Genomic DNA, 15382 nt, shown 5'->3' with positions numbered 1-15382 from the left:
CTATTTGTTATTCTGTGGTAATCCATCATCCTCTATGGATTAAGAAGTGTTACGGTTGATCTACCATTATTACATAGCAGGGGGAGAGGGGCCTTGAAGAGATTTCATAATGATTGGGACGATGTATTAAAAGAAGAAATGGACAAGCCGTATTTCAACGAGCTTCGGTACCGGATTGCGGAGGAATATTTAAGGTACACGGTATATCCGCCGAAGGAGGATATATTTACAGCGCTGAAGGAGACATCGTATGCTTCGACGAAAGTGGTCATTCTGGGGCAGGACCCCTATCATGGCAAGGGTCAGGCGCAGGGACTGAGCTTCTCTGTTCGGCCCGGGGTCGCAATTCCGCCATCGCTGCGAAACATTCATCAGGAGCTGGCCGAGGATGTTGGTGCCGAAATTCCCAAGCATGGATCGCTCAAGCACTGGGCAAGACAAGGAGTGCTGCTGCTTAACGCCGTATTGACCGTGCGGGAGGGACAGCCTAACTCTCATAAGGATCTGGGCTGGGAGACCTTCACCGACGCCATTATTTCGAAGCTTAACGAGCGGGAGCAGCCGGTCGTTTTCATATTGTGGGGCAGTTATGCCCAGAAAAAAGGGGCGTTTATCGACGGGAGCAGACATTGTGTGCTGAAGTCGCCTCATCCGAGTCCATTTGCTGCCCATAAAGGCTTTTTTGGCAGCCGCCCGTTCTCGAAGGCGAATGCTTTTCTGACCGAGAGAGGACTGGAGCCTGTTCGGTGGGAGCTTCCGCTTTCGCCTGAGCAAGGAGACGAATAAAACATAGAGGTGACCCATATGAAGCATTGGATTGGCCGTCATGTTGTCATTCAGCGTACAGATCATGCGATGACTACCGTTGAAGGCGTGCTCAAGGGCTGGGATACCGTTCAGGAAAAGGTCATCCTCGCTCCGGGCGATCTCGCCATACCGTTTCGCTCCATCCATCGAATCCGGCAGGCCGACTCGTCTGCAGCCTTGCATTCGATCGGTTACATCATCAGCCATAACATTCAATTTGACAATGCCATCTATTTCGGCTCATCCGTTATGATATGGAAAGGGAATCGTTTGGTAGCCGGGCATGCCATACTGACGGCGCATGATGAGCAGACGGTGACGTTATCCGACGGGCGGCGCCTGCTTAAGGATGAACATATATTCGTTGTGCGTTCATTAAGAGGACAAACGAAATAATTAAGAAGGTGTCCAAGCCTGTCGCATAGTTCGCATGCGGCCATCGGCAGTCAGACACCTTTTTTGTTTGCTTGCTTAGAGCCGTTCGATTCGGCGTGCGAGGAACAGCTCGTACAATCGGACGACGACGATTTTGATCATAATATAGATCGGAATAGCTAACAGCACACCCAGGAGGCCGAAGAAATCGCCCCCGACCAGGATAAGCACAATTGTCGTTAAGGGATGAATCTCCAGCTGGCGGCCATAGATGACCGGTGTCAGAATATTGTCCTGAATTTGCTGGGCAATGACGATCACAACCACAGACCAGAGAGCAATCGTAGGCGACTCGATAAAGCCTACAATGACGACGGGAATGGAGGCGAGAAATGCGCCTACATAAGGAATGAAATTGAGAAAAAAGGAGACGACAACCAGCAAAAGCGAATACGGCAGGCCTATGATTAAAAATCCGATATACATTAACACGCTCAGAATCAAATTCAGGATTACTTTGCCGATAATAAAATTGCTGAGTGCGTGATCGATATCGTCCAGCACCTCTTGTCCATCATTCCGGTATCTTTTGGGGATGACAGCAAGCAGTCTGGCTGGAAGCTTGTTGCCTTCCTTCAGCATGTAATACAAGAAGATCGGCACCGTGGCAATAATAATCATTACACTCGACACCAGGCTGATCAGATGGGTGATCGAATTGCTGATCCAGGTCATCATACGGTTGATGGAATCGGTGATCGTGGTGGCCAGCTCCGATTCGGTCGGGATAAACCGGGACCAGGCAGGGTTTTGCTGCAGCTGCGAGATTTGATGCTGTACATCCTGCACGAGAAAAGGCGCATGCTCGATGAAAAGATCGATCTGCTCCCGGAGCGTCGGCCATACGACCGTGATGAAGATGGCACAGATTCCCCCGAAAACAAAATAGATCATCAGCACCGCGAGCGCGCGCTTGATCTTCTGGCGTTCCAAATAATCAACGATAGGACGCAGTAAATAATAGAAGAAACCGGCGATCGCCGTAGGGAAAATGAGCATTTTAACCATGGAGACGAAAGGCCGGAACAGAAAGCTGACCTTCGAACCAAGATAAAGGATCAGGAGCAAAGCCATAATCCCGAAACATGTTCTGAAATATTTGCTTTCCAGCATGGGAAATCCTCCTCCAGATGGGTGATGGCTTAATAGTTGTAACATTTGTATTTAACCCGTTTGGAGGAGGATGAAATCGGGGCGATAGCATCAAGGCCGGATGGTGACTTGGGTTTGTACCGGAACGAGGGCTGCCAGCTGCACAACATCTTCGTTATGCATACGTATACAGCCATGGGATACGGCTTTCCCGATAGAGGATGGATCATTCGTGCCGTGTATGCCATAATGCGGCTTGGACAGCCCGAGCCAGTAGGCTCCAAAAGGGCCACCGGGATTCGGTTGTTTGTTGACAATCAGATATGTGCCCGGCGGGGTTTCCGTCGCCATTTTCCCGATCGCAACCGGGAACTCGCGCACGACCCGATCACCATCCAAGAGGTACAGCCGGAAATCGGACAGATCTACGATGATGCGGTATTGTGGCATAAGTTTCACTCCTTCCGGTATTAACCTATGATGCCGGATGCGCCTGGGAACCCAGATACAGCTAAAATAGGCAAATTACAACTTCACCAGTTGGTAGAAATTTCATCGGAGGACAGCGGGCGACCGATGGTATATTTAAGGGACAGGCAAATTTAGGCTTGAAGCAGGAAGGGGGATTGGGAATGTCTCCTGCACGCTTTTATCGAAAATATATAAAGAGCAACATGTTTACCAAGATGCTGCTGACGATCTCGCTGATCGCGGTGCTGACCATCGTGACGTTATCGATTGTGATGTACTATTTTCTGTTTCAGTCTGCGGTCAGCAGCGAGCTCGACATCCAGCGCGGGGCGGTGGAGCGGGTCGAACGCAGCGTCAACAGTAAATATGAGAATGTGCAGTCCTATGTCAACGAGCTGTACCGGAACTCCTCGCTCGGCATTGACACATCGTACTTCTTGATGAATACATTCAATGAATATATGGCCAAACGCATGAGCCGGATTGCGGACAACGTACAGGCCAACACAGACAGCGTGCTGGCTTATTTCAAGCAGAGAATCGATGATGATCCGGATATCGAGAATATTATGCTGTACAGTGCCGAGCAGCAGTATATGTATGTCTACAAGCAAGGCAGCATGACCAGGTTATATCCAGCCAATGCCACCCACTCGTACATCCCGGATGTGATGGCCATGGAGAGTCAGAGCGTGACGCTTCCGAATCTGTGGATTCGCAAATTGACCGGAGAGCCCGAAATGCCGTTATATTCGATTCGCGTGCCAATCAACGATATGAGCACCTACAAAAATCTGGGGCAACTGCTTGTGTTCTATCGCACGGATGCCATCAACTCCGTCCTGCAAGGACAAGAGGAGCCGATGAAGGGATTTGTGATGGTGATGTCGGGGGATGGACGGGTGCTGTTTGATTCTTCCGGCAGATATTATGGCGAAAAATATATGTACGCAGACCGGCTCGTCCAATCCAAAGGAACGGTGGATCTGGGCGAGGAATCTTATGTCACAACATCCGCCCACAGTCAGGCGGGTTATACGGTAGTCGGGATTACGCCCAAACGAGAAATTTCGGAATCCCTGCAAGGTCTTAAAAATACGATTATCATCGTTGCCGCAGTGTGCATTGTGGTAGCGGTGTCGATTCCCTCGCTTGTCATTGTCAATTACTCACGCCGGACGGATAACATTATCCGGTTTATGCGTAAGGTGGAAAAAGGGGAGTTTGTTGCCCGGATGCAGGATTCCAAGGATGACCAGCTGGGCCAGATCGCGAGCAGCTTCAACGAGATGCTGGACGAATTGACGCGGTATATCGATAAGGTCTATAAAGCGGAGATCAACCAGAAGAATGCCGAGCTGGCTGCTTTGCAGGCACGAATCAATCCGCATTTTCTGTACAATACGCTGGAGGTCATCCGAATGCGGGCGCTGTCACAGGGAGCGCAGGACGTGGGCGATATGATCTACAGCCTGTCCATGCTGTTCAGAAATATCGTTCAGCACAAATCCTGCTACACGCTCAAGGATGAGTTGGAAGCGTGTCGCCTGTATCTGGAGCTGTTCCGGATCCGCTATAAGGATAAATTCATATACAAGATGCACTGTGACGAGAGCATCAAGTCTGTACAGATGATCAAAATGACGCTGCAGCCGCTCATCGAGAACTATATCGTTCATGGTTTGCGGAGCGAGCGGGACGATAATTGGCTGACGATTACGGCCGTTCAGAAGGGGGAGGCCGTGCATATTGAGATTGTAGATAACGGCCGGGGCATCGAACCCGAGGAGCTGGAGGAGATTAACAACCGGCTGCAGCTGGCCGAGACGAGCGGGGAATCGTTCGGGATTCGGAGCGTTCATGAGCGTCTGAAGCTGACTTACGGCAGCGCTTACGGCATGGACATCCAGAGCGAGCCGGATGCGGGGACGGTGGTAACCGTCAAATTGCCGATCATGAAGGAGGGGGAGGAGCGCGATGTATAAGGTTTTTATTGTAGACGACGAGCCGTTTATCATCGAGGGTCTGTACGATGTGGTGGACTGGGCTAAATACGGCATGGAGATTGTTGGCCATGCGGAGAACGGGCGGCAGGCACTGGAGAGAATGTCCGTCGTGCCGGTGGACATTCTGGTGACCGATATCTCCATGCCTGTCATGACCGGGCTTGAACTGATCGAGGAAGCGCGCAAGCTGAACGCCGAGCTGAAGGTGATCGTGCTCAGTGGATTTGACGATTTTGCATACCTGAAGGAAGGGCTTCGACTTGGCATTGAGAATTATCTGCTCAAGCCGATCAATTTGAGGGAGCTGGAGGAAACGCTGGTCAGCACAACGGACAAGATGAATAAGTCCCGCCAGGAGATGCGGCTGGATGAATACGATATTCATATTTTGCGCAGTAATATTTTGTACCGCTGGATCACGGACCGGATCGGACCGAAGGAACTGGAGGAACGGGCGGCTCTGCTCGGACTCGACCTGAACCAGCCCTATGTGATGGTGGCCATCGTCAGGGCCGAGTTTGCCCCGATTGAAAGCAGCCTGTATCAGCTGGCCGAGCAAGAGTCCGGCGTGCTCTATTTCCGGGATCATGACGGGGACCATGTCGTTATTTTTATGATGAAGGACCCTGACACCGACAAGGCCCGGGCGATTCGTCTGCTTCAGCAAGTGCGGGGGCAGTGCTTCGAGGATGAGCTGTCCATTTCGCTCGGAAGCGTGGAGAGCCTTGGCGGGCGTTATACCGACAGCTATCTTCATGCGAAGGAAGCCCAGGAGTACTATCTGGTGCTGGAGCAGCCTTCCTATGTGGACTATGTGGATGTACAGGCGAAGAAGGGAGAAGCTTCGCTCTCCTATAGCATCGACTGGCCCGAATATGCGAAAGGAATTGCCGCACGGGACAAGGAGGTGTTGTTTCAGCTCATTGACAGTGACTTTGATCGATTGCGTCATATGCCCGGCATGACACCGACGATTCTGAAGAGCATTGCGGTAGAGATGGTCATCCGGCTAAAGCTGGAATTGAATGACATCCAGTATACGGCAGCGCCTGATTTTCTGAAAAATACAGTGTCGGACATTATGGAATCCGTCTCCATCGACGCCCTCATTACCGCGGTGAAGGACGGCGTTGGCGGTCTGGTCGATTCTCTGAACCATGATGTGAAAAGCCCGGTCATCCAGCAGATCCTGCATCATATCCAGCAGCACTTTCATGAGGACTTGTCGCTGAAGGCGCTTGGCGCGGACTATCATATACACCCGGTGTACCTCGGGCATCTGTTCCATAAAGAGACGGGCGAGAGCTTTACGGAGTATATTAACCGGTACCGTATTGACAGGGCCAAGGACCTGCTGCGCCATACGCCAATGAAGGTTCAGGACATCGCCAAAAGTGTAGGCTATTGGGAAACCGGTTACTTTTACAAACAGTTCAAAAAATTTGTTGGCTTATCACCAAGAGATTTTAGAGGAATGCTCTGATTTGTAGAATCAGAGTTTTTTCTTTATTTTCACCATAATACCTTTAATTTTTCGCCTATGTGAAAATGCTTTCATCCTATAACCTTATAGGTGTAGAGACAACTGGAATCAAAAGGGAGGATAAACATGAGTAAATTGAAAAAGAAATGGCTCCTGCCGCTGACACTGCTATTGTCTGCATCCATGCTGCTGTCCGCTTGCGGAGGAAGCAAAAGCGAGAGCGCGGGGACCGGCGGGGGAACAGCCGAGAAACCGGTTGAGCTGATCTGGTACACGATCGGAGCTCCTCAGAAGGACCTTGGTAAGGTCGTAGAGGAAATCAATAAATACACCGCTGAGAAAATCGGTGTTACCGTCGACATGAAGATGATCGATTTCGGTGACTACAACCAGAAGATGCAAGTGATGGCTGCTTCCGGTGAGCCAATGGACATTCTGTTCACCAGCTCCTGGGCATTCGACTATGTGCAAAACGCACGTAAAGGCGCATTCATGCAGCTGGACGAGCTGATCGAATCTCATGGACAAGGCATTAAAGAGGTGATCGATCCAGCGTTCCTGGAAGGCTCCAAAGTAGACGGACATAACTATGCGATTCCGGCAAATAAAGAGCTTCCTGCGCAAGAGGTGTGGCGCTTTAACAAAAACCTGCTGGACAAATATAACCTGGATATCTCCAACGTAAGATCCATGGAGAGTCTCGAGCCGCTGCTCAAGACGATCAAGGAGAACGAACCGAACGTCGTTCCTTTTGCCATCGGCAAAGACTTCACTCCTTTGCTTCCATTTGACTACATCATCGAGAAAATGCCGATGGCCGTGTACCTGGATGACAACGAAGAGCTGAAGGTTGTCAACTTCCTGGAAATGCCAGAAACATTGGAAACACTGAAACTGATGAACAAGTATTACAAAGCCGGCTACATCTCTCCTGAAGCCGCTACAACGACTTCGACCCAAGATTTGATGACTTCCGGCAACTGGTTCGTGGACCGTGCGGCAACCCAGCCATTCGCGGATAACCTGTGGACTCAAAGCTACGGCTACCCTGTCGTATCGACGCCTGCAGGCGATGCAACGATCTTCAACTGGTCGGTAATGGGTTCGATGCAAGCGATCTCAGCAAACTCCAAGTATCCTGAGAAGGCGATGGAATTCCTGAATCTGCTCAACACCGACGTATATCTTCGGAACCTGGTTGATTCCGGTATCGAGGATGTTCACTACAAGAAGCTGAGCGAGAACGTGGCGGAGAACCTGCCAGAAGCTAAAAACTATGATATGCCTACGTTCGCACTGGGCAACGTCATGCTGACTTATCTGAATCCGGAAGATCCGGAGAACAAGTGGGAAGAGTTCAAGAAGTTCAATGAGTCCGGCGTTCCGGCTCCGCTCCTTGGTTTCAACTTCGACCCTAGCAATGTTTCGACGGAGCTTGCTGCTGTCAACAACGTAAAAGAAGAATTCTGGTCCCCGCTTATGACAGGTACGGTTGATCCGGAAGAATTCCTGCCAAGAGCGATCGAGAAGCTGAATGCAGCAGGTCTTGACAAAATCATCGCAGAAGCACAGAGCCAAATTGACGCTTGGAAAGAAATCAAGTAATAGCAATGCCTGAGGTCAGCCTCCTTCGGGGAGGCTCACCGATTGGGTATGGACAAGGACAGGGCGGCTGAAATGGACCGCCCTTCTTTTGTTCATGGATGTACTTCACGAGGAGGGGTAAGCGTGAGAGCGATCGGACAGTTTTTTAAAAATATTATGACCAACAAAGCCATGCTGTTCATGGTTCTGCCGGGGACGATATGGTTCCTCTTATTCTCATATTTGCCCATGTTCGGGACGATCATCGCATTTAAGGAATACCGTTTCAGCCGCGACGGCTTCTGGGCGAGCATCGTAAACAGCAAATGGGTAGGTTTTGACAACTTCAAGTTTCTGTTCAGCACCAATGACGCTTATATCATTACGCGAAATACGGTGCTCTATAACTTTACGTTCATCATTCTCGGCCTGATATTTGCCGTGGCGCTTGCCATCGTGCTTTCCGAGATTGCCAACAAAAAACTGGCGAAAGTATATCAAACCGGAATGTTCTTGCCGTACTTCCTGTCATGGGTTATTGTCGGCTATTTTGTGTTTAGCTTCCTGAGCATGGACAAAGGGATGCTGAACCAGATTCTCGGATGGTTTGGGGCAGAGCCGATTCAATGGTATTCGGAAGCCAAGTATTGGCCGGTTATTCTGACATTGATCAGCTTATGGAAGGTGATCGGCTACAACAGCGTCGTATATCTGGCCGCCATAATGGGGATTGACAGATCGTTGTACGAGGCGGCGATGATCGACGGGGCGAATAAATGGCAGCAGATCAAAGCCATCACGCTTCCGATGCTGAAACCATTGATGACGATCCTTACGCTTCTTGCGATCGGTAAAATCTTCTATGCGGACTTTGGTCTCTTCTATCAAGTTCCGAGAGATTCGGGAACGCTGTATTCCGTCACGAACGTTATCGATACCTACGTGTACCGCGGTCTGAAGACAACTGGCGAGATTGGCATGAGTACCGCCGCTGGTCTGTACCAATCGGTCGTCGGCTTCATTCTGGTCATCTTCTCCAACTATATCGTTCGTAAATATGACCGGGATAATGCGCTGTTCTAATCGGTCGGTCTACCAAGAAGGAGGTATGTGATGTGTTCAAATCGAAAAGCAAGATGAAGGATTTCCATCAGCTTTCATTCGGGTGGAACATTGTGTTCAACCTGATTGCCGGTATATTTGCATTTCTGTGCGTGTTTCCGTTCCTATTTGTGACGATCATTTCTTTCACGGACGAAACGACGCTGGCTCGAAACGGCTATCAAATCTGGCCGGAACAATGGAGCCTTGAGGCCTACCGCTACGTATTCCAGACAGGCGATGCGCTGCTTCGCTCTTACGGCGTGACGATCTTCGTTACGGTTGTCGGCACATTGCTTAGCTTGTTCATTATTTCGCTGTACGCTTACGCGATTTCGAGAAAATCGTTCCGCTACCGGAATTTCTTCTCGTTTTTCGCCTTCTTCACGATGTTGTTCAACGGCGGTCTCGTGCCGACCTACATCGTGGCCACGCAGCTGCTGGGTCTGAAAGATTCGATTTGGGCCTTGATTTTGCCGCTGGCGCTTAATGCGTTCTATATTATGATCCTGCGCACGTTCTATAGCACAAGCGTACCGGATGCGATTATCGAGTCCGGCAAAATTGACGGTGCGAGTGAGTTTAAGATTTTCTACAAGCTGGTGCTGCCATTGTCGCTGCCGGGTCTGGCAACGATCGGTCTCTTCAGCACTTTGGGCTACTGGAACGATTGGTTTAACGCCTTGCTGTATATCGATGATCCGAACCTCGTTCCGCTGCAATCGATGCTGATGCGGATTGAGACGAGCATGCAGTTCATTCTGCAGAATTCCCATAATTCTTCGCTGAGCATGCAAGCTCTGCAAAGCTTGCCGCAAGACACGTCACGCATGGCGATGGTTGTGCTGGCAACGGGGCCGATCATTCTCGCTTATCCGTTCTTCCAGCGCTATTTCATCCAAGGTCTGACCATCGGTGCGGTAAAAGAATAATGGCTTAAGCTACCCGGAGGGGATAACATGACATACAAAGATGCTAGCAAACCGATTGATGAGCGGGTCGAGAATCTCTTGGGCCTGATGACACTGAAAGAAAAGATCGGACAACTCATTCAGCCGTTCGGCTGGGAGACTTACGAGGTGAAGGACGGCAAAGTCGTCTTGACCGAGCAGTTTCAGCAACAAGTAAAAGATAGCGGCGTAGGTTCCCTGTACGGGACCCTGCGCGCTGACCCATGGACCGGTGTAACGCTTGAAACCGGTCTTTCTCCGCGTGAAGGCGCAGTGGCCGTAAACGAGATTCAGCGCTTCGCCATCGAGGAGTCGAGACTGGGCATTCCGATCTTGATCGGAGAGGAATGCTCCCACGGGCACATGGCGATCGGAGCGACGGTCTTCCCTGTGCCGCTGTCCATCGGCAGCACTTGGAACGTCGATCTGTACCGCGAGATGTGCCGGGCGGTCGCGCTGGAAACGCGCAGCCAGGGCGGCGCCGTGACCTACTCGCCCGTGCTGGATGTCGTGCGCGACCCGAGATGGGGACGCACGGAGGAATGCTTCGGCGAGGATCCTTATCTGATCGGCGAGTTTGCCGTTGCGTCTGTGGAAGGGCTGCAGGGAGAGCGGCTCGACAGCGAGCATAGCGTAGCTGCGACACTGAAGCATTTTGTCGGGTATGGAAGCTCTGAGGGCGGCAGAAACGCAGGTCCTGTTCATATGGGAATGCGCGAGCTGCTGGAGGTGGATATGTATCCGTTCAAGAAGGCGGTTGAAGCCGGGGCAGCCTCCATTATGCCTGCCTACAACGAGATCGACGGTGTTCCATGTACCGTCAACAGCGAGCTGCTGGAGGACATCGTGCGTCAGGAGTGGGGCTTCGAAGGGATGGTCATCACCGATTGCGGAGCGATTGATATGGTGGCTTCCGGTCATGATACGGCTGAAGACGGCATGGATGCTGCCGTTCAGGCAATCGAGGCCGGCATTGATATGGAGATGTCGGGCGTCATGTTCGGCAAGCATTTGCTGGCTGCTGCAGCGTCCGGGCGACTGGATGAGTCGGTCATTGACCAGGCTGTGCGCCGCGTGCTGACGCTGAAGTTCAAGCTTGGCTTGTTCGAGAAGCCTTATGTCGATCCGCAGGTGGCCGAGCGTGTGATTGGCAGCAAGGAGCATAAGGAGCTGGCCAGACAGCTTGCTGCTGAAGGCATCGTTCTGCTCAAGAACGAGCACCAAACGCTGCCGCTTGCCAAGGATAACGGCATCATCGCGGTCATCGGACCCAATGCCAATCAGGGCTACAACCAGCTCGGTGATTATACCTCACCGCAGCCGCCATCCAGCGTCACGACCGTGCTCGAGGGCATTCGCGCCAAGCTGGGACATGAGCCGGACCGGGTGCTGTATGCGCCGGGCTGCCGGATCAAGGATGATTCCAGAGAAGGCTTCGATTATGCGCTGAGCTGTGCCGAGCAGGCGGACACGGTAGTGCTCGTGCTTGGCGGATCAAGCGCCCGCGATTTCGGGGAAGGGACGATTGATCTTCGCACCGGAGCCTCCAAGGTGACGGATGATGCATACAGCGACATGGACTGCGGCGAAGGAATCGACCGGATGACACTTCAGCTCTCCGGCGTTCAGCTTGAGCTGGCTCAGGAAATTCACAAGCTGGGCAAGCGGCTGGTGGTTGTCTATATCAATGGCCGTCCAGTGGCGGAGCCGTGGATTGATGAGCATGCAGATGCGATTCTGGAAGCGTGGTATCCGGGGCAAGAGGGCGGACATGCCGTTGCCGACATTGTGTTCGGCGATGTCAATCCGTCCGGCAGGCTGACGATTTCGGTGCCGAAGCATGTCGGGCAGCTGCCGGTGTATTATAACGGCAAAAGATCCCGGGGCAAACGGTACTTGGAAGAAAATTCAGAGCCGCGCTATCCGTTTGGATACGGGCTTAGCTATACGCAATTCACCTACAGTGATATTCGTATTTCGGATGAAGTGATCGGAGTAAACGGTTCCGCGGTGGTTTCCGTTCAGGTGGAGAACAGTGGCGACCGGGAAGGGGCCGAGGTTGTTCAGCTCTACGTCAGCGACGTGAAGAGCCGGTATACCCGTCCGGCCAAGGAGCTGAAAGGCTTCCGCAAAATCCGGCTGCAGCCGGGCGAAAAGCAGATTGTTGAATTTCACATCGGAGCAGAGCAGCTCCAGTATGTCGGACAGAACTACAAGCAGGTAGTGGAACCCGGGTTATTCCGCATTATGATTGGCGGCAATGTCCAGGAGACGCTCAGTGTGGATCTGACGGTGAAGGAGGATTAAGCGATGGAACGGATGAGAAGGTGGATTCGCGAGCTGTCAGAGCACCAGTGGCTGGAGGTGATCGAGCTCAAGGAGTGGGACATCACCCGCACCGTTTACATGGTGCCCGGTGTTTACGAAGGAACGGAGCCTTATCCGGAAGGGCTGGATTTCGAACGCTTTCCGAGCAAGCAGGGAACGACGTATTTCTTCCGGCGCAGCCTGAGCATTCCGGAAACCTGGGAAGGGTCCTCCATCGGGTTCATCTTCCAGTCCGGAGGGGAGGGGCTGCTGCGCATTAACGGCGCTTCCTACCACGGATTGGATCGCAATCATACGTATGTGACGCTGGATCCGCAGCAGGTCGGCATGAAGATGGAGCTGGAGATTGAGCTGTTCGATCCGATTCCGGAGCCAGTGGATCCACTCAACCAGCAGGCGGTCATTCAACCGCCGATTACGAAGGTGAACAGCCTGCTTGTCCAAGCGAATCCGCAGGTGCAAAGCCTGATGTATACAGTCACGATCATTCGAGATTCGCTGCTCCTGCTGCCGGAAGCGGATATGCGCCGCATCCGGCTTAAAGAAGCGCTCTATCGGTCGATGGATGCTTATGTGGATCTGGATGAGCAGGATATTAGAGACGGTCAGGCGGTAGCGGCCATCGAGGAGCAATTGAAGCAGCAGGTTGCAGAGATCGGCGGCAACAGCGAAGGCGTAGAGCATATGGTCGGACAGTCCCATATCGATATCGCGTGGCTGTGGCCGGTCCGGGAGACGGTGCGGAAGACTAGCCGAACGTTCTCCACCGTGGATGCGCTTATGCGCGAGTATCCGGAATATAAGTTTGCGCAGAGCCAGCCGCTCCTGTACCAGTTTCTGAAGGATCATGATCCGGAGCTGTACGAACGGGTGAAGGCACGGATCAAGGAAGGACGCTGGGAACTGGTGGGCGGCATGTGGGTCGAGCCGGACCTGAACATGCCGAGCGGCGAGTCGTTAATGCGTCAGATGCTGTACGGGCAGCGCTTCTATCAGCAGGAATTCGGCCTGACCTCGTACATCGAGTGGCTGCCGGATACGTTCGGATACTGTGCGTCGCTGCCTCAGATTTTGCAGCATGGCGGCATTCGTTATTTCATGACCACAAAGCTTGGCTGGAATGATACCAACACCTTCCCATATGATCTGTTCCACTGGGTCGGGATCGACGGCACGCCGATGCTGTCCTACTGCAACCACGGTGTGAATGAGAACACGCTGCCGAAGGATGTGCACGATCATTGGCAATCCTACCGTCAGAAGGCTGTGCATCCGGAGCAGATGCTGCTGTACGGGCATGGAGATGGCGGAGGCGGCGTTACGCGTGAAATGCTGGAATATGTGAACCGGGCGGAGCTGATGGTCGGCCAGCCAGCAAGCCAATACAGCACAGCCGCTGAATTCTTCGGCAGCATTGAGCAGAAGGCGCCGAAGCTGCCAAAGTGGCACGGCGATCTGTATCTTGAGCTGCATCGCGGAACGTATACCACCCATGCGCGGAACAAGCGGCATAATCGCAAAGCCGAAATTCTGTACCGCGAGGCCGAGCTGTGGAACGCGCTTGCCTTCCCGGCCATGGCTGACGAGGCGAAAGAGCGCGTGGTCCATGAGCTGCACGAGGGCTGGAAGCTGATCCTGCTCAACCAGTTCCACGACATCATTCCGGGCTCGGCCATTACTGAATCGTATGTTACCTCCGAGAAGGAGTATGCGGAAGTGTTCCATAAAGGACGCGCAAGCCTGCAGCAGGGTCTCCAGGTGTTAACCGATCAGGTGAACACGGACGGGGACGGCATTCCGTATGTGGTGTTTAACAGCCTCGGCTGGGTCCGGGACGGGATGGTGTTCATCGAATTGGGTACCGAGCACGCCGGGCTTGTCCCGTATGACGAGCATGGCACGCGTCTGCGCTATGATGTGCTTGCTGGAGAAGAAGGGGAAGCGCATCAGGCAAGAAGCGGCCTGTATGTATATATGACCGGCATTCCGGCGTTGGGGTACGCCACCATCTGGCTGCGACCGGAGGCAGGAAATGCAGGGGAAGCGCAGAAGGATACAATGGGGCTGGAGGACACATGGGAGACGCCTTACTACAAGGTGCGCTTCAATGAACGCGGTGAAATGATCAGCCTGTGGGATAAAGAGGCTTGCCGGGAAGTGATTCAGGCGGGCGAGGCGGCAAACCGCTTCCAGTTCTTCCATGACCGTCCGACGCTGTGGGATGCATGGGACATCGATCCTCGTTATGAGGAGCAGCCTGCCGGCGAAGCTAAGCTGATGGAGAAGAAGCTTGTTCACTGTGGAGAAATGATGGATGTGCTTCGTTTCCGCTGGAAGCTTCATCGCTCGGAGATCGAACAGGACGTGATCTTCTATCATCATGACCGGCGAATCGATTTCAAAACGCATGTCAGCTGGAACGAATCCCATAAGCTGCTTAAAGTGGCTTTCCCGGTTGAGGTCGTTGCAGATAAGGCAACGTATGAAATTCCGTTCGGCACCATCGAACGGCCGACGCACCGCAACACAAGCTGGGAGCAGGCGCAATACGAGGTGTGCGGCCACCGCTTCGCGGATGTGTCGGAGCACGGATACGGCGTCAGCCTGCTCAATGACTGCAAATACGGCTACGACATTCAGGGAAGCACGATTCGCCTGTCCCTGCTGCGTGCGCCGAAGTGGCCGGATATCACGGCGGATCTGGGCGAGCATGACTTCACCTACTCGCTGTATCCGCACATCGGCGATTGGCGCAGCAGCGAGACACTCCGCCGGGCAGCGGAGCTGAATCAGGAACTGCCGTGCGTCAAGGCAAGTCCGAAGCAGGGAAGCCTGCCATCCAGCCAGTCGCTCATTGGGCTGGATAGCCGCCATGTCATTCTGGATACGGTGAAGCCGGCCGAGGACGGTTCCGGTTTCATCCTGCGGCTGTATGAATCTGCCGGCGGCAGGGAAGACGTGAGGCTGACATGGCCGCTTCCGTATCATACGGCGAGCCTGTCCAATGCGCTGGAGGAAGCGCTGGAGCGCATCGAGGCCCAGGAAGGCGCGCTTGTGTTGTCCTTCAAACCGTACGAGATCAAGACCATCAAATTCAACATCCAATAATATTAACAGTCAAAGGA

Annotated in this window: 11 protein-coding genes; 9 read left to right on the top strand and 2 right to left on the bottom strand. The window is 52.8% G+C overall.

The annotated features are described in order from the left end of the window. Window positions 1-93: 93 nt before the first annotated feature. Complete coding sequence (locus tag MKX64_RS01240) at window positions 94-786, top strand: uracil-DNA glycosylase (protein WP_095263230.1); 693 nt, start codon at window positions 94-96, stop codon at window positions 784-786. 18 nt (window positions 787-804) lie between these two features. Then, window positions 805-1203, top strand: a complete 399-nt coding sequence (locus MKX64_RS01235) for a hypothetical protein (RefSeq protein WP_095263231.1) — start codon at window positions 805-807, stop codon at window positions 1201-1203. 75 nt (window positions 1204-1278) lie between these two features. Here the strand turns inward: MKX64_RS01235 and MKX64_RS01230 are convergent, their stop codons facing one another. After that, window positions 1279-2355 (bottom strand): AI-2E family transporter, encoded by a 1077-nt coding sequence (locus MKX64_RS01230; RefSeq protein ID WP_095397486.1) that lies wholly within the window; start codon window positions 2353-2355, stop codon window positions 1279-1281. Between the two features lie 90 nt (window positions 2356-2445). Beyond that, a complete protein-coding gene (locus MKX64_RS01225) occupies window positions 2446-2784 on the bottom strand; it encodes a L,D-transpeptidase (RefSeq protein WP_095263233.1) in 339 nt (112 codons plus the stop codon). A gap of 182 nt (window positions 2785-2966) precedes the next feature. Between MKX64_RS01225 and MKX64_RS01220 the strand changes: the two genes are divergently transcribed. The 7 genes from MKX64_RS01220 to MKX64_RS01190 all read left to right on the top strand — a co-directional run bounded on the left by MKX64_RS01220 (window position 2967) and on the right by MKX64_RS01190 (window position 15365). After that, the gene (locus MKX64_RS01220) at window positions 2967-4790 is read left to right on the top strand and encodes a cache domain-containing sensor histidine kinase (protein ID WP_095397487.1); all 1824 of its coding nucleotides are present in this window, start codon (window positions 2967-2969) and stop codon (window positions 4788-4790) included. Further along, window positions 4783-6294 carry a response regulator transcription factor gene (locus MKX64_RS01215; protein ID WP_341035234.1) on the top strand — a complete coding sequence of 504 codons (1512 nt, stop codon included), beginning with the start codon at window positions 4783-4785 and terminating at the stop codon, window positions 6292-6294. The genes MKX64_RS01220 and MKX64_RS01215 overlap by 8 nt, the downstream gene beginning before the upstream one ends. A 126-nt stretch (window positions 6295-6420) precedes the next feature. After that, a complete protein-coding gene (locus MKX64_RS01210; protein ID WP_095263236.1) occupies window positions 6421-7899 on the top strand; it encodes an ABC transporter substrate-binding protein in 1479 nt (492 codons plus the stop codon). Window positions 7900-8031: 132 nt separating this feature from the next. Then, window positions 8032-8961: an ABC transporter permease gene (locus MKX64_RS01205; protein ID WP_176475462.1), complete on the top strand. Its 930-nt coding sequence runs from the start codon at window positions 8032-8034 to the stop codon at window positions 8959-8961. Between the two features lie 53 nt (window positions 8962-9014). Continuing rightward, window positions 9015-9911, top strand: coding sequence for a carbohydrate ABC transporter permease (locus tag MKX64_RS01200; RefSeq protein ID WP_155617451.1), 897 nt, complete (start codon window positions 9015-9017; stop codon window positions 9909-9911). Window positions 9912-9938: 27 nt separating this feature from the next. After that, on the top strand, window positions 9939-12236 hold the full coding sequence (locus tag MKX64_RS01195; RefSeq protein ID WP_155617307.1) for a glycoside hydrolase family 3 N-terminal domain-containing protein: 2298 nt from the start codon (window positions 9939-9941) through the stop codon (window positions 12234-12236). A 3-nt stretch (window positions 12237-12239) separates the two neighbouring features. Further along, on the top strand, window positions 12240-15365 hold the full coding sequence (locus MKX64_RS01190; protein ID WP_155617308.1) for an alpha-mannosidase: 3126 nt from the start codon (window positions 12240-12242) through the stop codon (window positions 15363-15365). The last annotated feature ends 17 nt before the right edge of the window (window positions 15366-15382 follow it).

Source organism: Paenibacillus sp. FSL M8-0334, from assembly GCF_038000405.1.
GTDB classification, from domain to species: domain Bacteria; phylum Bacillota; class Bacilli; order Paenibacillales; family Paenibacillaceae; genus Paenibacillus_AQ; species Paenibacillus_AQ campinasensis.
This window is presented reverse-complemented; position numbering and strand designations above follow the sequence as displayed.

What these genes read in the sequence shown, in the direction of transcription:
- MKX64_RS01210 (WP_095263236.1), top strand. Translation starts at nt 6,421, where the DNA reads ATGAGTAAATTGAAAAAGAAATGGCTCCTGCCGCTGACACTGCTATTG.
- MKX64_RS01200 (WP_155617451.1), top strand. Translation starts at nt 9,015, where the DNA reads ATGAAGGATTTCCATCAGCTTTCATTCGGGTGGAACATTGTGTTCAAC.
- MKX64_RS01190 (WP_155617308.1), top strand. Translation starts at nt 12,240, where the DNA reads ATGGAACGGATGAGAAGGTGGATTCGCGAGCTGTCAGAGCACCAGTGG.
- MKX64_RS01215 (WP_341035234.1), top strand. Translation starts at nt 4,783, where the DNA reads ATGTATAAGGTTTTTATTGTAGACGACGAGCCGTTTATCATCGAGGGT.
- MKX64_RS01220 (WP_095397487.1), top strand. Translation starts at nt 2,967, where the DNA reads ATGTCTCCTGCACGCTTTTATCGAAAATATATAAAGAGCAACATGTTT.
- MKX64_RS01230 (WP_095397486.1), bottom strand. Translation starts at nt 2,355, where the DNA reads ATGCTGGAAAGCAAATATTTCAGAACATGTTTCGGGATTATGGCTTTG.
- MKX64_RS01195 (WP_155617307.1), top strand. Translation starts at nt 9,939, where the DNA reads ATGACATACAAAGATGCTAGCAAACCGATTGATGAGCGGGTCGAGAAT.
- MKX64_RS01235 (WP_095263231.1), top strand. Translation starts at nt 805, where the DNA reads ATGAAGCATTGGATTGGCCGTCATGTTGTCATTCAGCGTACAGATCAT.
- MKX64_RS01225 (WP_095263233.1), bottom strand. Translation starts at nt 2,784, where the DNA reads ATGCCACAATACCGCATCATCGTAGATCTGTCCGATTTCCGGCTGTAC.